Source organism: Rathayibacter festucae DSM 15932 (assembly GCF_004011135.1).
GTDB lineage: Bacteria > Actinomycetota > Actinomycetes > Actinomycetales > Microbacteriaceae > Rathayibacter > Rathayibacter festucae.
On record NZ_CP028137.1, the window covers coordinates 1,145,234 to 1,165,037 of the forward strand.

Here is a 19,804-nt window from a genome sequence, read left to right on the forward strand (position 1 = left end):
GGTGTTCCTCTCGAGAAGAGGGGGAGCGGACCGTGGCCCGCCCCCCGGGGTGATCAGGCGGTCGGCTCGGTCTCGAGCTCGATCTGCACGGCCAGCGCGTCGCCCTCGGCGAAGTCGAGCTCCGCGATCCGGCCGACGGCTGCGAGGTCGCCCGCGGCGAGTCGCAGCGACGCCACCAGCTCGGCCGGAGCGGTGACGACGGCCGAGCGGGCCGGCGTCTTCTGCGAGGCCTTCGCATCGGTCTTCGCCCGGCGGATCGCGGTCAGCACGGTGCTGGCCGCGGTGAGAACGGCCGGGTCGCCGCCGAGAGCGGCGTGCTCCGGCCACGGCTGCACGTGCACCGAGCCGTCGTGCGACCAGGACCAGGTCTCCTCGACCGCGAACGGGATGAACGGCGCGAACAGCCGCTGCAGGACGTCCAGCGCACGGTGCAGGGCGGCGGCCGCGGACGCGCCGTCCTCGCCGTAGGCGCGCTCCTTCACCAGCTCCAGGTAGTCGTCGCAGAACGTCCAGAAGAACGCCTCGGTGATCTCGAGCGCACGGGCGTGGTCGTAGTTCTCCAGCGCCGTCGTGGCGTCCGCCACCACGCCGTCGAGCGCGGCGAGCATGCTCAGGTCGAGCGGGTCGCTGACCGTCGCGCCCTCCGGCAGCGGGAAGCCGTGGATGAACTTCGCCGCGTTGAGCACCTTGATCGCCAGGCGGCGGCCGATCTTGATCTGCGTCGGGTTCTGCGGGTCGAAGGCCGCGTCCGTGCCCAGGCGCGAGGAGGCGGCCCAGTAGCGCACCGCGTCCGAGCCGTGCTGCTCGAGCATGCCGGCCGGCGTGACGACGTTGCCTTTCGACTTCGACATCTTCTTGCGGTCGGGGTCGACGATGAAGCCGGAGACCGTCGCGGTGCTCCACGGCGCGCGGCCGTCCTCGAGCTGCGAGCGCAGCAGGGTCGAGAAGAGCCAGGTGCGGATGATGTCCTGCCCCTGGGGGCGCAGGTCGTAGGGCGCCACGAGCTGCCAGAGCTCGTCGTCGCGCTCCCAGCCGCCGGCGAGCTGCGGGGTGAGCGAGGAGGTCGCCCAGGTGTCCATCACGTCGAGCTCGCCCTGGAAGCCGCCGGCCACGCCGCGCTGGTCCTCCGAGTAGCCGGGGGCGGCGTCCGAGGACGGGTCGACGGGCAGCGCCGACTCCTCGGGGACGATCGGTGCGTCGAACACCGGGTTGCCGTCGCCGTCGAGCGGGTACCAGACCGGGATCGGCACGCCGAAGAAGCGCTGGCGCGAGATCAGCCAGTCGCCGGCGAGGCCGTTCACCCAGTTCTCGTAGCGGACGCGCATGAACTCGGGCACGAACCGCACGTCGCGGCCGAGCTCGAGCAGGCGCTCCTTGAGCGCCGCGTCGCGGGCGCCGTTGACGATGTACCACTGGCGGGTCGAGACGATCTCGAGCGGCTTGTCGCCCTTCTCGAAGAACTTCACAGGGTGCACGATCGGGCGGGGCTCGCCGACCATCTCGCCGGACTCGGTGAGCAGCGCGACCACGGTCTGCTTCGCGGAGAACACGGTCTTGCCGGCGAGCTGCGCATAGGCGGCACGGCCGGCCTCGCTCTCGATGGCGGCGGGCGCCTCGGAGATCAGGCGGCCGTCGAAGCCGATGACCGCGCGGTTGGGCAGATCGAGCTCGCGCCACCAGACGACGTCGGTCAGGTCGCCGAAGGTGCAGATCATCGCGATGCCCGAGCCCTTGTCCTTCTGCGCGAGGTGGTGCGCGAGCACCGGCACCTCGACGTCGAAGAGCGGAGTGCGCACGGTCGTTCCGAAGAGCGCCTGGTAGCGCTCGTCGTCCGGGTGCGCCACGAGGGCGACGCAGGCGGGCAGCAGCTCGGGGCGGGTCGTCTCGATGAAGACGTCCTCCGCACCGTCGCGGTGGAAGCCGATGCGGTGGTACGCGCCGGGCTGGTCCTTGTCCTCGAGCTCGGCCTGCGCGACCGCGGTCCGGAAGGTGATGTCCCAGAGGGTCGGCGCCTGCGCCTGGTAGGCCTCGCCGCGCGCCAGGTTGCGGAGGAAGGCGCGCTGCGACGCGGCCTGCGACTCCTCGCCGATGGTGCGGTAGCTCTGCGTCCAGTCGACCGAGAGGCCGAGGGTGCGCCAGAGGTCCTCGAACTGCTTCTCGTCCTCGACGGTGAGGCGCTCGCACAGCTCGATGAAGTTGCGGCGGGAGATCGGCTTCTGGTCGGCCGCCTTGCTGCTCTTGTTGTCGCCGCCCTCGAACGGCGGCACGAAGTCGGGCGTGTAGGGCAGCGTCGGGTCGCAGCGCACCCCGTAGTAGTTCTGCACGCGGCGCTCGGTGGGCAGGCCGTTGTCGTCCCAGCCCATCGGGTAGAAGACGCTCTTGCCGCGCATGCGCTGGAAGCGCGCGACGACGTCGGTGTGCGTGTAGGAGAAGACGTGCCCGATGTGCAGCGAGCCGGAGGCGGTCGGCGGCGGGGTGTCGATCGAGTAGACGTCCGCGCGGGAGAGCCCGGTGCGATCGAACCGGTAGGTGCCGTCCGTCTGCCAGACGAGGCCCCACTTGCTCTCGAGACCCTCGAGGGCGGGCTTGGCGGGGAGGCGGTCGGCGACGGTCATGGTTCTCCGGTTCGATATGGGCGGCACCGCGTCGGTGGTGATGATGCCTGGGTGGGGGCTCTCGGAGCGTGTCGCTCACCGGCCGCGACGATCCTACCGCGGGGCCGGGAAGCCGCGACGGGCGGGCGCGGTCAGCCGACGACGGGCGCGAAACCGCGGCAGACCGGCGTCAGCGCCTCGTCGAGGTAGGGCACCAGCTCGCCGCGGGTCGGCCCCGCCGCCGCCCAGGCCTGCACCGCGGCGACCGCGGCGCCGACGCTCGCGTAGGCGACGGCGTGCGCCATGTGCGCGGGCAGCGGACGTCCGGCCCGCACTCGCACGAACTCCGCGACGATCGCGGCCTGCCGAGCGAGCCGCGAGAGCGCCGACGCCTGCAGCTCGTGCACGCTGCCGATCAGCTCGGTCTGGGTCAGCGCCCACGGCACGCTCGACGGACCGAAGCCCGCGCCGACCGCGAGCAGCGCGCCGCGCAGAGCGTCCATCGTCGACGCGTCCGGAGACGCGGCCTCGAGCGCCTCCGGCAGCTCGGCCAGCCGGTCGTCGACGAGCACCCAGAAGACGTCGCTCTTCGAGGCGAAGTAGTTGAAGAAGGTGTTGCGTGAGACGCCGGCGCGCTGGGCGATCTGCTCGACCGTCGTGCCCGCGTAGCTCTGCTCCACGAAGAGGTCGAGAGCCGCGTCCTCGAGCATGGATCGCGACGACGCCCGCGGCCGTCCGCGACCCGCTCCCGCTGTCCGCGCCATGACCGCCTCCGCCCCTGTCCGGCGACCGCCGACGCGCTAGGATAACGGCTGGACGACTTCGACCCGGCCATCACCGGTGAGTCTCCGGAAGAACAGCCCGGCCCCGGCCGCGGCCCAGTAGACCCGGACGGGTACGGCCCGTGACAGCCGATCGAGTGGGAGCGACCAGGGACAGCCCGTGAGGGCCGGTCCTGGGCGGTTCAAGCGAGGTGGTACCGCGACCCGGCCCGGGGTCTGAGATCCGGGCGGGCCGTCCTCGTGCAGACCAGCAGCACTGCCAGGAGACCGCACGTGACCTACCCCCTGACCCCGCCCACCCCCCGCGACGCCGAGAGCGCCGGAGACGATCCGAGCACCGGCGTCCCCGCGAGCACCGGCTCCGCCTTCGGCCGCGGCGTCCCCGCGTCGCCGCGGTTCCCGCAGATCGAGGAGAAGGTCCTCGCCTACTGGAAGGCCGACGACACCTTCCAGGAGTCGATCCGCTCCCGCGAGGGCGCCCAGGAGTGGGTGTTCTACGACGGCCCGCCCTTCGCCAACGGCCTGCCGCACTACGGGCACCTGCTGACCGGCTACGCCAAGGACGTCTTCCCCCGCTTCCAGACGATGCGCGGCAAGCAGGTGCACCGCCGCTTCGGCTGGGACACGCACGGCCTGCCCGCCGAGCTCGAGGCGGAGCGGCAGCTCGGCATCACCGACAAGTCGCAGATCGAGGAGATGGGCGTCGCCGCGTTCAACGCCGCCGCCAAGGAGTCGGTGCTGCGCTACACGGGGGAGTGGCAGGACTACGTCACCCGCCAGGCGCGCTGGGTCGACTTCGACGACGACTACAAGACCCTCGACCCCACCTTCATGGAGTCCGTGATCTGGGCCTTCAAGCGGCTCTACGACAAGGGCCTCGCCTACGAGGGCCACCGCGTGCTGCCCTACTGCTGGCGCGACCAGACCCCGCTCTCGAACCACGAGCTGCGGATGGACGACGACGTCTACAAGATGCGCCAGGACCAGACGGTCACGGTCACCTTCCCCCTCGTCGGCGAGACCGCCGAGGCGCTGAACCTCACCGCCGTCCGCGCCCTCGCCTGGACGACGACCCCGTGGACGCTGCCCACCAACGCCGCGCTCGCCGTCGGCCCCGACATCGAGTACGCCGTGCTGGCGGCCGGCCCGAACGGCGCCGCCGACGGCAAGGGCGAGCCGGAGGAGCGCGAGCTCTCGGCCGAGTACCTGCTCGCCATCGACCAGGTCGGCGCCTACGCGAAGGACCTCGGCTACGAGGACGCGGAGTCGGCGCTGGCCGCCGTCTCGCGCACGCACCGCGGCAGCGAGCTCGAGGGCATCAGCTACGACCGCCTCTGGGACCACTACGCCGACACCGAGCAGTGGGGCACGCAGAACGCGTGGCGCATCCTCGTCGCCGACTACGTGACCACCAGCGAGGGCACCGGCATCGTGCACCAGGCGCCGGCCTACGGCGAGGACGACCAGAAGGTCTGCGAGGCGGCGGGCATCCCCGTCATCATCTCCGTCGACGACGGCGGCCGCTTCCTGCCGCAGATCAGCGAGGTCGCCGGCCTGCAGGTCTTCGAGGCCAACAAGCCGCTGACGCAGCTCCTGAAGGCGCAGCACCGCCTGCTCCGCCAGGCCAGCTACGAGCACAGCTACCCGCACTGCTGGCGCTGCCGCAACCCGCTGATCTACAAGGCCGTCTCGAGCTGGTTCGTCCGCGTCACCGCGATCCGCGACCGGATGGAGGAGCTGAACCAGGAGATCACCTGGGTCCCCGAGAACGTCAAGGACGGCCAGTTCGGCAAGTGGCTCTCCGGCGCGCGCGACTGGTCCATCAGCCGCAACCGCTACTTCGGCTCGCCGATCCCGGTCTGGAAGAGCGACGACCCCGACTACCCGCGCATCGACGTCTACGGCTCGCTCGACGAGCTCGAGCGCGACTTCGGCGTGCGCCCGGAGGACCTGCACCGCCCGTACATCGACGAGCTCACCCGCCCGAACCCCGACGACCCGACCGGCCGCTCGACGATGCGCCGCATCAGCGACGTGCTCGACGTCTGGTTCGACTCCGGCTCGATGCCGTTCGCGCAGGTGCACTACCCGTTCGAGAACTCGGACTGGTTCGACTCGCACAACCCGGCCGACTTCATCGTCGAGTACATCGGGCAGACCCGTGGCTGGTTCTACACACTGCACGTGCTCTCGACCGCGCTCTTCGACCGGCCGGCCTTCCGCAACGTGGTCAGCCACGGCATCGTGCTCGGCAACGACGGGCAGAAGATGTCCAAGTCGCTGCGCAACTACCCGGACGTCGCCGAGGTCTTCGACCGCGACGGCTCCGACGCCATGCGCTGGTTCCTGATGTCGAGCCCGGTGCTGCGCGGCGGCAACCTCGTCGTCACCGAGGAGGGGATCCGCGAGGGCGTGCGCCAGGTGCTGCTGCCGCTCTGGAACACCTGGTACTTCTTCTCGCTCTACGCCAACGCGTCCGTCGACGCCGCGGGCGAGGGCTACAGCGCGACCCGCCGCACCGACTCCGAGGACGTGCTCGACCGCTACCTGCTGGCCAAGACGCACGATCTGATCGAGACCGTCACCGGCCACCTCGAGGCGCTCGACTCGACCCTCGCGGCGGCCGCGCTGCGCGACTTCGCCGACGTGCTGACCAACTGGTACGTCCGCCGCTCGCGCGACCGCTTCTGGCAGGGCGTCGACGCCGAGGGCCGCGGCACGGAGGCGTTCGACACGCTCTTCACCGTGCTCGAGACCGTCTGCCGGGTCGCCGCGCCGCTGCTCCCGCTGATGACCGAGGAGATCTGGCAGGGCCTGACCGGCGGGCGGAGCGTGCACCTGGCCGACTGGCCCGACGCCGCCGAGTTCCCGGTCGACGAGTCGCTCGTGCACGCGATGGACGCCGTCCGCGGCATCTCCTCCACCGCGCTGTCGCTGCGCAAGCAGGCCGGCCTCCGGGTCCGCCTGCCGCTCGCGCGGCTCACGGTCGTCGTCGACGACGCCGCCGAGCTGGCGCCGTTCGAGGCGATCCTGCGCGACGAGCTGAACGTCAAGGAGGTGTCGCTGGTCCCGCTGGTCGAGTCCAGCGCCGCCGACTACGGCGTCACCTCGCGCCTCTCCGTCAACGCGCGCGCCGCGGGCCCCCGCCTCGGCAAGGGCGTGCAGACCGTCATCAAGGCCGCGAAGGCCGGCGACTGGAGCGAGACCGACGGTGTCGTCACCGCCGGCGGCGTCGAGCTGGTCGAGGGCGAGTACGAGCTGACTCTGGAGGTCGGCGGCTCGGGTGCCGACGACCGCGCGATCGCGCTGCTGCCGCGCGGCGGCTTCGTGCTGCTCGACACGGCGACCACGCCGGAGCTGGAGGCCGAGGGCCTGGCCCGCGACCTGATCCGCGCCGTGCAGGACGCCCGCAAGGCGGCCGGATTCGAGGTCAGCGACCGCATCGAGCTCGAGATCGTCCTCGACGAGATGAGCATGGCGGCCCTCGAGCCGCACGCGCTCTGGATCGCCGAGGAGACCCTCGCGACCGGCTTCGGGTTCGCCGCGCTCACCACGGCGCTGGAGGGCGGCGAGGGTGCGATCGCCTTCGGGCCCGCCGGCACCGCCATCATCCGCGTCGAGAAGGTGGAGGCCTCCGATGTCTGACAAGGACCGCTACTCCGAGGAGGACGCCCGGCTCGCGCGTGAGGCGGCCGACACCGTCTACGCGAAGCTGCTGAAGCGGCTCGGCGAGGCGAGCCCCCGCCCGCGGCTCGCGCCGACGCGGCGCGCCGTCGACTACATGGGCGACCCGCAGCAGGCCTACCCCGTCATCCAGGTCGCCGGCACCAACGGCAAGACCTCGACCAGCCGGATGATCGAGAGCCTGCTCCGCGCCCACGGGCTGCGGGTCGGCCTCTTCACCAGCCCGCACCTCGAGCGCTTCAACGAGCGGATCGTCATCGACGGCGCGCCGATCTCCGACCTCAGCCTCGCCACGAACTGGCTCGACGTCGAGCCCTACCTCACCATGACCGACGCCGAGCTCGTCGGCCGGGGCGAGAGCACGCTCTCGTTCTTCGAGGCGCTCACCGTGCTGGCCTACGCCGCCTTCGCGGACGCCCCGGTCGACGTCGCGGTGATCGAGGTCGGCATGGGCGGCGAGTGGGACTCGACGAACGTCGCGGACGCGCAGGTCGCGGTCTTCACGCCGATCGCGCTCGACCACACCCGGCAGCTCGGAGCGACGATCGAGGAGATCGCCCGCACCAAGTCCGGCATCGTGAAGCCCGCTGCCGCCGTGGTGTCGGCGAAGCAGACCCCCGAGGCGGAGGCGGTGCTGCGGCAGGCGTCCGAGCTGACCGAGTCGACGATCGTGTTCGAGGGCGCCGACTTCGACGTCGAGTCGACCACGGTCGCCGTGGGCGGCCAGCTCGTCTCCGTCCGCGGTCTCGTCACCCGCTACGAGCAGCTGCTGCTGCCGTTCTTCGGCGACCACCAGGCCGAGAACGCGGCGGTCGCGATCGCCGCGGTCGAGACGTTCCTCGGCGGCGGCACGCAGGAGCTGACCGGGAACGTCCTCGACGAGGGCTTCGCCGCGGCGACCTCGCCCGGGCGCCTCCAGATCGTCGGCCAGTCACCGCGCACGGTCGTCGATGCGGCGCACAACCCGCACGGCGCCGCCTCGCTCGCCGCCGCGATCGAGCGCTACTTCGACTTCGACCGCGTCACCGCGGTCCTCGGCGTCCTCGCCGAGAAGGACGCGGAGGGCATCCTGCGCGCGCTCCTGCCGGTCGTCGACGAGCTCATCGTCACCACCGCCCCGAGCGAGCGCGGAGTCCCGGCCGAGGAGCTCGCCGCCCTCGCGCGCACCGTGTTCCCCGCGGAGTCGGTCCGCGTCGCCGAGGACCCGGACGGCGCGCTCACCGCAGGCCGCCTCCTCGCCGCCCGCACGGACAAGGGCGCCCTGCTCGTGACCGGATCGATCACCCTCGTCGGACGGACGATGACGGTCGCGCGCGACGAGAACTGGCTCGGCGCGTGAGGGCCGGCCGCCCGCGCCGGAACCGGACGGTCCGCGAGAGCCTCGGCTCGATCGTCCTCGGCTTCGAGGCCGTCATCGTCTTCCTCGCGACGCTCGTCGCCTTCGGGCTGAAGGCCGCCGATCCGGTGATCGTCCTGGTCGGGGGAGCGGTCGTCTGCCTCGCCCTCGTCGCGACGCTCGGCCTGCTGAACCGGCCCGTCGGCTTCCGGATCGGCTGGGTCCTCCAGTTCGTTATCGTGGCCACCGGTGTCCTGGTGCCGATCATGTTCGTCATCGGCGCGGCGTTCGTCGCCCTGTGGACCTACTGCATGGTCACCGGCACCAAGCTCGACACCCAGGACCGCCGCGCGGCGGACGGGCCCACCGACCCCACCCCCACCTAAGGAGACCGCTGAACCATGGCCATCCAGGAGACCCTCGTCCTCGTCAAGCCCGACGGCGTCGCCCGCAACCTCACCGGCGAGATCCTTCGCCGCATCGAGGCGAAGGGCTACTCGCTCGTCGACATCAAGCTCGTCGAGGCCGACCGCGAGCTGCTCGCCGCCCACTACGCCGAGCACGAGGGCAAGCCGTTCTACGAGCCCCTCGTCGAGTTCATGGAGAGCGGCCCCATCGTCGCCCTCCGCATCGCCGGCGACCGCGTCATCGAGGGCTTCCGATCCCTCGCCGGCACGACCGACCCCACCACCGCCGCTCCCGGCACCATCCGCGGCGACCTCGGCCGCGACTGGGGCCTCAAGGTCCAGCAGAACCTCGTGCACGGCAGCGACGGTGCCGAATCCGCAGAGCGCGAGCTCGCGCTCTGGTTCGCCTGAGAGGCGAACCGCCCTGTGCCGTCTTGCGCCGCGGTAATCCGCGACGCCGCAGTCGGCTTTCGTGAATGGCGCGTTCCGCAGAGCGTCCTGCGCTCGGCGACGGGAAAGCGCTGACACGCGCTTTCCCGGATGCGCCTCCGAGGCGGTCGCCCGCGTGCTCAGGTCCTTCGGCGAGAGCTGCCCGAGCGGGCTGGTCCTCTCAGGTGGGGACGGGAGCGCACATGCTGATCGAGTAGCCCGCGCAGCGGGCGTATCGAGATCCACCGGGGTCAGCAGGCGGGTCTGCAGGCTCCCGTCCTGACGACGGTGGGTCTCGATACGCCGCTGCGCGGCTACTCGACCAGCATGGAAGGGCGCGCCCCGCTGCCTGGCCCCCAAGCATGCTGTCGGCAGCGCGATGGCCCCCACGCATGCTGTCGGCAGTGCGCCGGTCGGCGACCATGCTGATCGAGTAGCCCGCGGAGCGGGCGTATCGAGATCCTCCGCCTCCGGGGGGCGCCGTGGCCGTCAGCCCGGCAGCGTCAGAGGTAGGACAGCACGTCGAGTCGCACCTGGGCCATCACGGCGATCGCCAGGTAGCAGACGATGGTGATGAACGGCACCCAGCCGTACGCGGCGCCGGCGAAGCGGCGGACCGCGGCGGGGACCGGGAACACGCCCTCGCGGAGGTTGCGGAGGGTCACCAGCCAGAAGCCGGGGATGACGACGGCCCAGGTGAGCATGCACCAGGGGCAGAGCGTCCCGAGGGCGAAGATGCTCGTCGCGATCAGCCAGCCGACGAAGGCGAGCGCGAAGACGAAGCCGAGGTTGAACAGCGCCCAGAACCAGCGGTCGAAGCGCGCCCCCGCGAGCAGCCCGGCACCGACGACGATCGGCGCGATCCACGCCGCGACGCCGATCAGCGGGTTCGGGAAGCCGAAGATCGCGCCCTGCGCCGACTTCAGGTTGGCACTGCACTGCACGAGCAGGCTGAAGTCGCAGCCGAGGGCCTCCGACGATCCGCTGAGCGACGTGAACTTGTCGAGCGTCAGCGTGAACGCGGCGATCCAGCCGACCACGCCGAGAACGATCAGTAGCACCGCGAAGAGGACCGGACGCTGCTGGGTGGGGGCGCTCGGCACCTCGGGATCGCTGGACACCGGGGGATTATGGCACGCGGTGAATCGGCGGCTCTGGGAATGCGTGCGATAATCGGAGCCGTCGGCCCGGAAGATCCCGCACCGACGCGAAGAAGGTTTACCGGGCGAGCACCGGGCCACAGGAGATCGACAGCGTTCCGCGAATGAGCGCGACGCATCTCCACGTGTCGGATAGTCAGTTCCGAGGAGAAGCTGCAACCGGAGTCCTGCGCCACGTGAGCGACGGGACCGGGGGAGCGGAAGGATTCGCGGCGGGCCGAGGCCCGTCGCTCGAGAACAGCATCCGGGTCGACGGCGCGGCGCACGACCCGGCCGAGGAGTGCACCAGGAATGGTGGAAGACAACAGCACGGGCGGATCCGAACCGGACCGCGACGAGCCCCGCAGCGGGGCCAGGAAGATCAGTCGCCTCTTCGGTGGCCGTCGGACGAACCGACGGGCCGGATCGAGCGCATCAGCGACAGGGGAAACGATCATCGACACGAACGACGCCGAGCAGAACGGGTCGGACACCGCCGCCCCGGACACGGCAGCCCAGGACACCGAGCAGACCACCGCGCCGGACGCGAGCGCCGAGCCCGGCGAGACGGAAGGGCCGGCCTCGACCGGCGCCGCCTTCTTCACCGCCGGCCCGGAGTCGCCGGCCGACGCCGAGCAGTCCGCGACGGAGGAGTCCGCTCCCCGCCGCCCGCCGCTGCCGAGCACGTCGCTGCTCTTCCAGGCGCCGATCCTGCCCGACTACGTCCAGCTGACCCCGCTGCCGCCCCGAGGCGCGCCGCTCGGCGTCCGCGAGGAGCGCGACGAGCCGGAGGAGGAGCAGGGCTCCGTCCGCCGCCGCTCGCGTCGCCGCAGCGGCGAGAGCGACCGCGGCGGCTCCGACGACCCCGAGAACACCGTCGTCCGGGTCCGTCAGCCGCGCGAGCAGCGCGAGCCCCGCGAGGCGCGCGAGCCGGAGCTCATCACCGAGCCGCAGCGCATCAAGGGCTCGACCCGCCTGGAGGCCAAGAAGCAGCGCCGCCGCGACGGCCGCGACGCCGGCCGACGCCGCACGGTCGTCACCGAGTCCGAGTTCCTCGCCCGCCGGGAGGCCGTCGACCGCGTCATGGTCGTTCGCTCCAAGGAGGACAGCATCCGCATCGGCGTGCTCGAGGACGGCGTCCTCGCCGAGCACTACGTCGCCCGCTCGCAGGAGGCGTCGCTGATCGGCAACGTCTACCTCGGCCGCGTGCAGAACGTCCTGCCCAGCATGGAGGCGGCCTTCGTCGACATCGGGCGCGGCCGCAACGCCGTGCTCTACTCCGGCGAGGTCGACTGGGACGCCGCGAACAACGCCGGCGGTCCCCGCCGCATCGAGCTCGCGCTCAAGCCCGGCGACCGCGTGCTCGTCCAGGTCACCAAGGACCCGGTCGGCCACAAGGGCGCGCGCCTGACCAGCCAGATCTCGCTGCCGGGCCGCTACCTCGTCTACGTGCCCAACGGCTCGATGAACGGCATCTCGCGCAAGCTCCCGGACACGGAGCGCGCGCGCCTCAAGAAGATCCTCAAGGAGGTCCTCCCCGAGAACGTGGGCGTCATCGTCCGCACGGCCGCCGAGGGCGCCACGGAGGAGCAGCTCACGGTCGACGTCGAGCGCCTCACCGCGCAGTGGACCGCGCTCAGCACCAAGGCCGCGACCGGCCAGGCGCCGGCGCTGCTGCACAGCGAGCCCGACCTGCTGATCAAGATCGTCCGCGACGTCTTCAACGAGGACTTCGAGAAGATGGTGATCGCCGGCGACGACGCCCGCGAGACCATCGAGCTCTACCTCAGCCAGGTCGCCCCCGACCTGCTCGAGCGAGTGCAGGTCTACTCCGGCGAGCAGGACGCGTTCGACGAGTTCCGCATCACCGAGCAGATCGAGAAGGCCCTCGAGCGCAAGGTCTGGCTGCCCAGCGGCGGCTCGCTCGTGATCGACCGCACCGAGGCCATGACGGTCGTCGACGTGAACACCGGCAAGTTCGTCGGCTCCGGCGGCAACCTCGAGGAGACGGTCACCAAGAACAACCTCGAGGCCGCCGAGGAGATCGTCCGCCAGCTCCGGCTGCGCGACATCGGCGGCATCATCGTCGTCGACTTCATCGACATGGTGCTCGAGTCCAACCGCGATCTCGTGCTCCGGCGCCTGGTCGAGTGCCTGAGCCGCGACCGGACCAAGCACCAGGTCGCCGAGGTCACCTCGCTCGGCCTCGTGCAGATGACCCGCAAGAAGCTCGGCCTCGGCCTCCTCGAGACCTTCAGCGAGAACTGCGAGGTCTGCGCGGGCCGCGGCGTCATCGTCCAGCACGACCCCGTGGTCAAGCACCGCTCGACCGCTGCTCCGCAGCAGGAGCGCCGCCGCGGCGGCAAGCCGGCCGGCGAGCAGCCCTCGAACGGCCGCAGCGGCTCGGCCGGTCAGAACGGCTACAGCGCCCAGAACGGCGCCGGCGCGCAGAACGGCTCCAAGCCGGTCAGCACCCACGCCATCACCGACGACGCCAAGAACGCGCTCGCGCAGATCGCCGCGAGCACGATCCACCCGGCCGCCGTCCGGCACGCCGCGGAGGAGGCCGTCGCCCTCGTCGACGAGGCCACGACCACCGCGGAGACGCAGCCGGCCGAGCAGCAGGCCGACTCGTCCGCCGAGCAGTCGGGCGAGCAGTCCGCGGAGCGTCAGGGCGAGTCGTCCGGCCGCCGCGAGCGTCCCGCCCGGGGCGAGCGCCGTCGCCGGGGCCGCGACCGCGAGCCGCGCCAGGAGACGCCGGAGTCCGGCGAGCAGCAGGAGTCCGCTCCCGCCGCCCGCGAGACGGCCCAGGAGCCCGCAGCGCAGGAGCCCGCGGCTCAGCCCGTCGCGGCCGAGGCTCCTGCGGCCCAGGCCCCGGTGGTCCCGATCCTCGACATCCCGATCCCGCCCGCTCCGGTCGTGACCGAGCGCCGGGTGCCCAGCGCCGTCGCCGAGCACCTGCTCGACTCCGTCCTGGACGCGCTGCCCGCACCCAAGCAGCCCGGCCAGGGCCGCGCCAAGAGCCGTCGGGTCACCACGGCGGCGCTCACCGGGATCGCGGTCGTGCCCGAGCAGACGCCGCGCCGCGCGCAGTAGCGCGACCAGCGACGATCAGTGGGGCCCGGTGCCCGGCGAGAGCCGGCGCCGGGCCCTCTCCGCGTCCCGGTCCCGGCCCTTCACCCGCAGGCCGCTGTCGCGGAGCCGCTCGACCAGCTCGCGGCTGCCCACGGGCACGGCACCCGCCGCCAGCAGCTCCTCGCGACGCGCGGCGGGCACGTCGTAGTGGTCGAGGTCGAAGCCGCGCTCCGGCAGCCCGACGCGGCGCGCGAAGGCGTGCAGCTCCTCCAGGGAGGAGTCGCTGACGAGGTGGGCCCAGAGCGTGTCGTGGGCGGGCCAGCGCGCCGCGTCGAGGAGGATCGCCATCCGTCGATCGTAGGCGGCGCGCCTGCCCGATCCGCGGCGCGGCCTGCACTATCGTGACGGGGTCGTCGGTCGGGCGGCATCCCCTCCGGGGTGGTGCGCGTTTGACCGGGGAGCACGGATCCCGTACTCTTGACCGTTGGTGTGGCGCGATCCATGTGCTCACGCAGATTTCCGTTGCCGCTCGGTCCCTCACGGGATGCGAGCCGCGGTGCCGGTCCCCTCGTCTCGTACGAGAGACGGGTACGACCGGGAAGACCGGGGTCCGACCCCGTCCTTACAAGCCCCGGACAGCGCTCACGCGCCGTCCAGATGAGAAAACAGGTACGAGAAGTGGTTTACGCAGTTGTGCGCGCCGGTGGCCGGCAGGAGAAGGTCGAGGTCGGCACCATCGTGACGATGGACCGCATCAAGGCCGACGAGAACGGCACCGTGCAGCTGGCTGCCGTGCTCCTCGTCGACGGGGACTCCATCACCTCGGACGCCGCGGCGCTCGAGAAGGTGTCGGTCACGGCCGAGGTGCTCGAGGAGCTCCGCGGTCCGAAGATCATCATCCAGAAGTTCAAGAACAAGACCGGGTACAAGAAGCGCCAGGGGCACCGTCAGGACCTCACGCGCGTCAAGGTCACGGGCATCAAGTAACACCCACACTTCGCTGATCTGCGGCGGGAGCCATCGCTCCGCAGAGCATCAGCACGGGGCTGCGGCCCCCCGGTCTCGAGGAGATGAGAAATGGCACACAAGAAGGGCGCAAGCTCCACCCGCAACGGTCGCGACTCGAACGCGCAGCGTCTCGGCGTGAAGCGCTTCGGCGGTCAGGTCGTCAGCGCGGGCGAGATCATCGTCCGCCAGCGCGGCACCCACTTCCACCCCGGCGTCAACGTCGGTCGTGGCGGCGACGACACCCTGTTCGCCCTCTCGGCCGGTGCGGTCGAGTTCGGCCAGAAGGGCGGCCGCAAGGTCGTCAACATCGTGGTGGCCGCCGCTTAGGCAGCTCTCCTCGGCCGAGCAGGCACAGGACGCAAGGGGCGGGCTTCGGCTCGCCCCTTGCGCGTTGCTGCGGCACCCTCACCGCGAGCCCCGTGCTCGTGAGCGCCGCGCACCTCGGCACCCGGCGTCGGACACTCCGACGCCGCCACCTCCCCATCGGACGGAACACACCATGGTCACCTTCGTCGACAACGTCACGCTGCACCTGCGCGCCGGGCACGGCGGCAACGGCTGCGTCTCCGTCCGCCGCGAGAAGTTCAAGCCGCTGGCCGGCCCCGACGGCGGCAACGGCGGTCACGGCGGCGACATCGTCCTCGTCGCCGATGCGCAGACCACCACGCTGCTCGCCTTCCACCGGCACCCGCACCGCTCCTCGGCCAACGGCGGCCCCGGGATGGGCGACCACCGCGCCGGCGGCAACGGCGACCTCCTCGAGCTGATGGTCCCGGTCGGGACCGTCGTCAAGTCGCCCACGGGCGAGGAGCTGCTCGACATGGACGAGCCGGGGCTCCGCTTCGTCATCGCCCCCGGCGGCCAGGGCGGCCTCGGCAACGCCTCGCTCGCGACCACCAAGCGCAAGGCGCCCGGCTTCGCCCTGCTCGGCACTCCCGGCTGGGAGGGCGACGTCGTCCTCGAGCTGAAGACCGTCGCCGACGTCGCGCTCGTGGGCTTCCCCTCTGCCGGCAAGTCCAGCCTCGTCGCGGCCATCTCGGCAGCGAAGCCGAAGATCGCCGACTACCCGTTCACCACCCTCGCCCCCAACCTCGGCGTCGTCCAGGCGGGGGAGTCGCGCTACACCGTCGCCGACGTCCCCGGCCTGATCGAGGGGGCGAGCGAGGGCAAGGGCCTGGGCCTGGAGTTCCTCCGCCACGTCGAGCGCTGCACCGCTCTCGTGCACGTGCTCGACTGCGCCACGCTCGAGCCGGGCCGCGACCCGCTGACCGACCTCGACATCATCCTCGGCGAGCTGGCCGCGTACCCGGTCGGCGACGGCCAGGTGCCGCTCCTCGAGCGCCCGCAGCTGATCGCCCTGAACAAGGTCGACGTGCCGGAGGCCCAGGAGCTCGCCGACTTCGTCCGCGCCGACCTCGAGGCCCGCGGCTACCGCGTCTTCGAGATCTCGACCGTCTCCCACTCGGGACTGCGCCAGCTGACCTTCGCCCTCGGCGAGATCGTGGAGCAGCACCGTCTCGCCCTCGCGGCCGAGCCCAAGGTCGAGCGGATCACGATCCGCCCGCGCGCCGTCGACGAGAAGGACTACGAGATCCGCGTCGAGGGCGGCTCCTACGGCAACGTCTACCGCGTGCTCGGCACCAAGCCGCAGCGCTGGGTCGCGCAGACCGACTTCACCAACGACGAGGCCGTCGGCTTCCTCGCCGACCGCCTCGCGAAGCTCGGCGTCGAGAACGGCCTCTTCTCGGCCGGGGCCGTCGCCGGCTCCACCGTGGTCATCGGCCCGGGCGACGGCGTCGTCTTCGACTGGGAGCCCACGCTCACCTCGACGGCGGAGCTGATCACCGCCCCGCGCGGCACCGACCTCCGGCTCGAGGAGAACAACCGCAAGACCCGCGCCGAGCGCCGCGACAACTACCTCGAGCGGATGGACGCCAAGGCGGCCGCCCGCGCCGAGCTCGATCGCGAGCGTCAGGGCGGCGTCTGGCGCGTCTCCGACGAGGACGACCTGGTGGGCGACGCCGAGGAGGTCTGACTCCTCGGCACCGCCCTCGGCGAGGGGCCGTCGGCGAATACACTGGCCGGATGCCGCAGACGACCCTCGACAGCTCCGTCCTGACCGAGCGGTTCGCCGCCTCCCGCACGGCCTCGCGGTCGCTGCGCAGCGCGACGACCGACCTCAAGAACCGCGCCCTGCTCGCGATCGCCGACGCCGTCCGCGGGTCCGTCGAGCGGATCGTCCCGGCCAACGAGCTCGACCTCGCGAACGGCCGGGAGAACGGCATGAGCACCGGTCTGCAGGACCGCCTCCGCCTCGACGAGGCGCGCCTCGGCTCCCTCGCGGACGCCGTGGTCGCGGTCGCCGGTCTCGTCGACCCGGTGGGCCAGACGGTCCGCGGCTCGAACCTGCCCAACGGCGCCTCGCTCACCCAGGTGCGCGTGCCCTTCGGCGTCGTCGGCGCCATCTACGAGGCGCGCCCCAATGTCACGATCGACATCGCCGCCCTCGCGCTGAAGAGCGGCAACGCCGTGATCCTCCGCGGCGGCAGCGCGGCCGAGAACACCAACCGCGTCCTCGTCGAGCTGCTGCAGGAGGCGGTCGCCTCCGTCGGCCTGCCCGCCGAGCTGATCCAGACGGTCGACGACTTCGGCCGCGAGGGCGCCAAGGCTCTGATGCGCGCCCGCGGCTACGTCGACGTGCTCGTGCCCCGCGGCAGCGCCGGCCTGATCGAGTCGGTCGTGACCGAGTCGACCGTGCCGGTGATCGAGACGGGCGCCGGAGTGGTGCACGTCTTCCTCGACGCCAGCGCCGACGAGCAGTGGGCCGTCGACATCGTGCACAACGCCAAGACCCAGCGCCCGAGCACCTGCAACGCGCTCGAGACGCTGCTCGTGCACCGCGACGCCGCCGATCGCCTCCTGCCGCCCGTCCTCGGCCGCCTCGCCGCCGCCGGAGTGACCGTGCACGGCGACGAGCGGGTCCGCGCGATCATCGCCGATGCGGTGCCCGCGACCGAGGAGGACTGGACGGCCGAGTACTACTCTCTCGACATCGCGGTCGCCGTCGTCGACGATCTCGACGCGGCGATGGACCACATCGCCCGCTACTCCACCCACCACACCGAGTCGATCGTCACGAACGACCTGCGCAGCGCCGAGCGCTTCCTCGCCGAGGTCGACTCCGCGGTGGTGATGGTGAACGCGTCCACCCGCTTCACCGACGGCGGCGAGTTCGGCTTCGGAGCGGAGGTCGGCATCTCGACGCAGAAGCTGCACGCCCGCGGCCCGATGGGACTGCCCGAGCTGACGAGCACGAAGTGGCTGCTGCGCGGGTCCGGTCAGGTCCGCTCGTAGCGCCGCACCCGGCTCGCGGCGGTGTCCGGGTAGACTCGACGACGCCCTGAGTGGGCGATCCCGATTCCAAGGAGCACCGCATGTCCCTCGTGACGACCGTCCTCGCTGAAGCAGCGCACACCGAGCTGCCGATGCCGACCATCGTCTACGGGCTGATCGCCGTCGTCGCCTTCACCGCGCTCGGCTTCGTCACGTGGAGCTACCGCGACGTCGCCAACCGCCACTCGCACAAGACCGGTGCCGGCTCGCACGACTCCCACGGCCACGGCCACTAGTCCGGCGGCCCTCCGATCGTGACGTCCGCCGCGAGCGGAGACCCGCGGCGTCCGCGCATCGGCGTGATGGGTGGCACCTTCGACCCGATCCATCACGGGCACCTCGTCGCCGCCTCCGAGGTGGCGCAGTCCTTCGACCTCGACGAGGTCGTCTTCGTGCCGACCGGCCGGCCGTGGCACAAGAAGACGGTCACGCCGCCGGAGCACCGCTATCTGATGACGGTCATCGCGACCGCGTCCAACCCGCGCTTCACCGTCAGCCGCGTCGACATCGACCGCGTCGGCACGACGTACACCATCGACACGCTCCGCGACATCCACCTCGCGCACCCCGACGCCGAGCTGTTCTTCATCACGGGAGCCGACGCCGTCGAGCAGATCCTGAGCTGGAAGGACTACGACGAGCTCTGGGAGCTGGCGCACTTCGTCGCCGTCAGCCGGCCGGGTCACGCCCTGTCCGTTTCGGGATTGCCGGCTCAGGACGTATCCTTGTTGGAAATTCCGGCGCTAGCGATTTCCTCGACGGACTGTCGGAGCCGCGTGAACCGGGGTGATCCGGTCTGGTATCTGGTTCCCGACGGTGTCGTCCAGTACATCTCGAAGCACCACCTGTATCGGAGCACGCCATGACAGTTCAGCACGAGGGCGCGCCGCTCACCCGGCGCGAGATCCGCGAGCGCGAGCGAGCCGCGGCCGGCGCCGCGCCCGCCGCCGCACCGACGACCTCCCGCCGCGCCGCGACCGCGTCCGTCACCGCCGCGGGCGAGATGCCCGTCCTCACCGCGACCCAGGCCCTGCGCGTCCCCGTCGTCGCGCCGACCCCCGCCGTCGAGCCCGAGCTGAGCACCTCCGCGATCGAGGTCGTGCTGCCCGAGGGCGTCGACCGCAGCACGCTCACCCGCCGCGAGCTCCGCGCGCTGCTCGCCCAGCAGCAGGCGGAGCAGGTCGCCGCGACCCCCGAGGCCGCGCCCGCCGACGCCGCGCAGGATCCGGCGAAGGCCGAGCCCGACGCCCCCGTCGAGGAGTCCGCTCCCGAGGAGTCCGCTCCCGAGGAGCCCGCTGCCGAGACGTCCGCTGCCGAGCAGCCGGCCGACGAGTCCGAGCAGCCGGTCGACGAGCCCGAGCAGCCCAAGCTGAACACCGCCCTCTTCGCCACCGTCGGCACGCTCGACATCGCGGACGAGAAGGCCACCGAGATCACCGGCAGCTTCCACCCGCCGATCGAGCACCTGGCCATCACCGACGAGCTCGACAGCAAGTCCAAGGAGGAGGTCGACGCCTCCTTCGACTCCCTCATCGCGAGCGGAGTCGCCGCGACGGGCGCCGTCACCACGACGAACGCCCTGATCCTGCCGACCGCGGGCGACGCGTCTCCGGTCCGCACGGACACGGGGGAGGTGCTCGTCACGGGCTCCTTCGACCTGCCGCGCAGCCTCGGCTCCACCGGTCAGCACCCCAACCTCTACGACTCGCCTGATGTCGACCGCTACGTCGACCGCATCGACCGCGAGCAGCCCGCCTCCGACTCGGAGCCCGTCCGGGCGTCGAGCGCCGTCTCCACGCACGCCGCGGGCACCGCGATGATCGCCCCGCAGAAGCGCCGCGCCGTCAGCGTCCCCGTCGTGCTGGCCATCACCGCCGCCGTGCTGCTGGTCGCCTCGATCGCGCTGTTCATCGGCGGCTTCGTCCTCAACATCTTCTGATCCACCACCGACACTGAA

Annotated in this window: 16 protein-coding genes; 12 read left to right on the plus strand and 4 right to left on the minus strand. The window is 71.7% G+C overall.

Annotation, left to right across the window (positions count from 1 at the left end):
• Positions 1–53: 53 nt before the first annotated feature.
• Together valS and C1I64_RS05440 are read right to left on the minus strand one after the other, a co-directional pair.
• Positions 54–2,615 (minus strand): valine--tRNA ligase, encoded by a 2,562-nt coding sequence (gene valS / locus C1I64_RS05435; RefSeq protein WP_127886468.1) that lies wholly within the window; start codon positions 2,613–2,615, stop codon positions 54–56.
• 131 nt (positions 2,616–2,746) lie between these two features.
• Positions 2,747–3,304, minus strand: coding sequence for a TetR/AcrR family transcriptional regulator (locus C1I64_RS05440; RefSeq protein ID WP_244209405.1), 558 nt, complete (start codon positions 3,302–3,304; stop codon positions 2,747–2,749).
• Positions 3,305–3,649: 345 nt separating this feature from the next.
• Between C1I64_RS05440 and ileS the strand changes: the two genes are divergently transcribed.
• The 4 genes from ileS to ndk are packed head-to-tail and all read left to right on the plus strand — an operon-like array spanning position 3,650 to position 9,214.
• Positions 3,650–7,021 (plus strand): isoleucine--tRNA ligase, encoded by a 3,372-nt coding sequence (ileS, locus tag C1I64_RS05445; protein ID WP_425272894.1) that lies wholly within the window; start codon positions 3,650–3,652, stop codon positions 7,019–7,021.
• Positions 7,014–8,399 carry a bifunctional folylpolyglutamate synthase/dihydrofolate synthase gene (locus C1I64_RS05450; RefSeq protein WP_127886470.1) on the plus strand — a complete coding sequence of 462 codons (1,386 nt, stop codon included), beginning with the start codon at positions 7,014–7,016 and terminating at the stop codon, positions 8,397–8,399. Before ileS ends, C1I64_RS05450 begins: the two co-directional genes overlap by 8 nt.
• A complete protein-coding gene (locus C1I64_RS05455) occupies positions 8,396–8,782 on the plus strand; it encodes a DUF4233 domain-containing protein (RefSeq protein WP_243839916.1) in 387 nt (128 codons plus the stop codon). The genes C1I64_RS05450 and C1I64_RS05455 overlap by 4 nt, the downstream gene beginning before the upstream one ends.
• A 15-nt stretch (positions 8,783–8,797) precedes the next feature.
• Positions 8,798–9,214: a nucleoside-diphosphate kinase gene (ndk, locus tag C1I64_RS05460; protein WP_127886471.1), complete on the plus strand. Its 417-nt coding sequence runs from the start codon at positions 8,798–8,800 to the stop codon at positions 9,212–9,214.
• Between the two features lie 521 nt (positions 9,215–9,735).
• Here ndk and C1I64_RS05465 read toward each other — a convergent pair.
• The gene (locus tag C1I64_RS05465) at positions 9,736–10,353 is read right to left on the minus strand and encodes a vitamin K epoxide reductase family protein (protein ID WP_243586729.1); all 618 of its coding nucleotides are present in this window, start codon (positions 10,351–10,353) and stop codon (positions 9,736–9,738) included.
• 330 nt (positions 10,354–10,683) lie between these two features.
• Between C1I64_RS05465 and C1I64_RS05470 the strand changes: the two genes are divergently transcribed.
• Entirely contained in the window at positions 10,684–13,467 is a 2,784-nt protein-coding gene (locus C1I64_RS05470) for an Rne/Rng family ribonuclease (RefSeq protein WP_127886472.1), read from the plus strand.
• A gap of 15 nt (positions 13,468–13,482) precedes the next feature.
• Here the strand turns inward: C1I64_RS05470 and C1I64_RS05475 are convergent, their stop codons facing one another.
• On the minus strand, positions 13,483–13,794 hold the full coding sequence (locus C1I64_RS05475; protein WP_123445821.1) for a DUF4031 domain-containing protein: 312 nt from the start codon (positions 13,792–13,794) through the stop codon (positions 13,483–13,485).
• 330 nt (positions 13,795–14,124) lie between these two features.
• Here C1I64_RS05475 and rplU point away from each other — a divergent pair, with 330 nt between their 5' ends.
• The 7 genes from rplU to C1I64_RS05510 all read left to right on the plus strand — a co-directional run bounded on the left by rplU (position 14,125) and on the right by C1I64_RS05510 (position 19,786).
• On the plus strand, positions 14,125–14,433 hold the full coding sequence (gene rplU / locus C1I64_RS05480) for a 50S ribosomal protein L21 (protein WP_123445822.1): 309 nt from the start codon (positions 14,125–14,127) through the stop codon (positions 14,431–14,433).
• 90 nt (positions 14,434–14,523) lie between these two features.
• Complete coding sequence (rpmA, locus tag C1I64_RS05485) at positions 14,524–14,781, plus strand: 50S ribosomal protein L27 (protein ID WP_123445823.1); 258 nt, start codon at positions 14,524–14,526, stop codon at positions 14,779–14,781.
• Between the two features lie 172 nt (positions 14,782–14,953).
• Complete coding sequence (gene obgE / locus C1I64_RS05490) at positions 14,954–16,489, plus strand: GTPase ObgE (RefSeq protein WP_123703517.1); 1,536 nt, start codon at positions 14,954–14,956, stop codon at positions 16,487–16,489.
• 50 nt (positions 16,490–16,539) lie between these two features.
• Positions 16,540–17,808, plus strand: a complete 1,269-nt coding sequence (locus tag C1I64_RS05495) for a glutamate-5-semialdehyde dehydrogenase (RefSeq protein ID WP_127886473.1) — start codon at positions 16,540–16,542, stop codon at positions 17,806–17,808.
• Positions 17,809–17,888: 80 nt separating this feature from the next.
• Complete coding sequence (locus C1I64_RS05500) at positions 17,889–18,083, plus strand: hypothetical protein (RefSeq protein ID WP_123445826.1); 195 nt, start codon at positions 17,889–17,891, stop codon at positions 18,081–18,083.
• An 18-nt stretch (positions 18,084–18,101) separates the two neighbouring features.
• A complete protein-coding gene (gene nadD, locus C1I64_RS05505; protein ID WP_123445827.1) occupies positions 18,102–18,713 on the plus strand; it encodes a nicotinate-nucleotide adenylyltransferase in 612 nt (203 codons plus the stop codon).
• Positions 18,710–19,786 (plus strand): hypothetical protein, encoded by a 1,077-nt coding sequence (locus C1I64_RS05510; protein WP_127886474.1) that lies wholly within the window; start codon positions 18,710–18,712, stop codon positions 19,784–19,786. The genes nadD and C1I64_RS05510 overlap by 4 nt, the downstream gene beginning before the upstream one ends.
• Positions 19,787–19,804: the final 18 nt, after the last annotated feature.

Excerpts from the sequence above, each read along its gene's own strand:
- obgE (WP_123703517.1), top strand. The coding sequence starts at position 14,954 with ATGGTCACCTTCGTCGACAACGTCACGCTGCACCTGCGCGCCGGGCAC.
- rpmA (WP_123445823.1), top strand. The coding sequence starts at position 14,524 with ATGGCACACAAGAAGGGCGCAAGCTCCACCCGCAACGGTCGCGACTCG.
- C1I64_RS05470 (WP_127886472.1), top strand. The coding sequence starts at position 10,684 with ATGGTGGAAGACAACAGCACGGGCGGATCCGAACCGGACCGCGACGAG.
- C1I64_RS05450 (WP_127886470.1), top strand. The coding sequence starts at position 7,014 with ATGTCTGACAAGGACCGCTACTCCGAGGAGGACGCCCGGCTCGCGCGT.
- valS (WP_127886468.1), bottom strand. The coding sequence starts at position 2,615 with ATGACCGTCGCCGACCGCCTCCCCGCCAAGCCCGCCCTCGAGGGTCTC.
- C1I64_RS05495 (WP_127886473.1), top strand. The coding sequence starts at position 16,540 with ATGCCGCAGACGACCCTCGACAGCTCCGTCCTGACCGAGCGGTTCGCC.
- C1I64_RS05475 (WP_123445821.1), bottom strand. The coding sequence starts at position 13,794 with ATGGCGATCCTCCTCGACGCGGCGCGCTGGCCCGCCCACGACACGCTC.
- C1I64_RS05510 (WP_127886474.1), top strand. The coding sequence starts at position 18,710 with ATGACAGTTCAGCACGAGGGCGCGCCGCTCACCCGGCGCGAGATCCGC.
- C1I64_RS05440 (WP_244209405.1), bottom strand. The coding sequence starts at position 3,304 with ATGCTCGAGGACGCGGCTCTCGACCTCTTCGTGGAGCAGAGCTACGCG.
- ndk (WP_127886471.1), top strand. The coding sequence starts at position 8,798 with ATGGCCATCCAGGAGACCCTCGTCCTCGTCAAGCCCGACGGCGTCGCC.
- C1I64_RS05500 (WP_123445826.1), top strand. The coding sequence starts at position 17,889 with ATGTCCCTCGTGACGACCGTCCTCGCTGAAGCAGCGCACACCGAGCTG.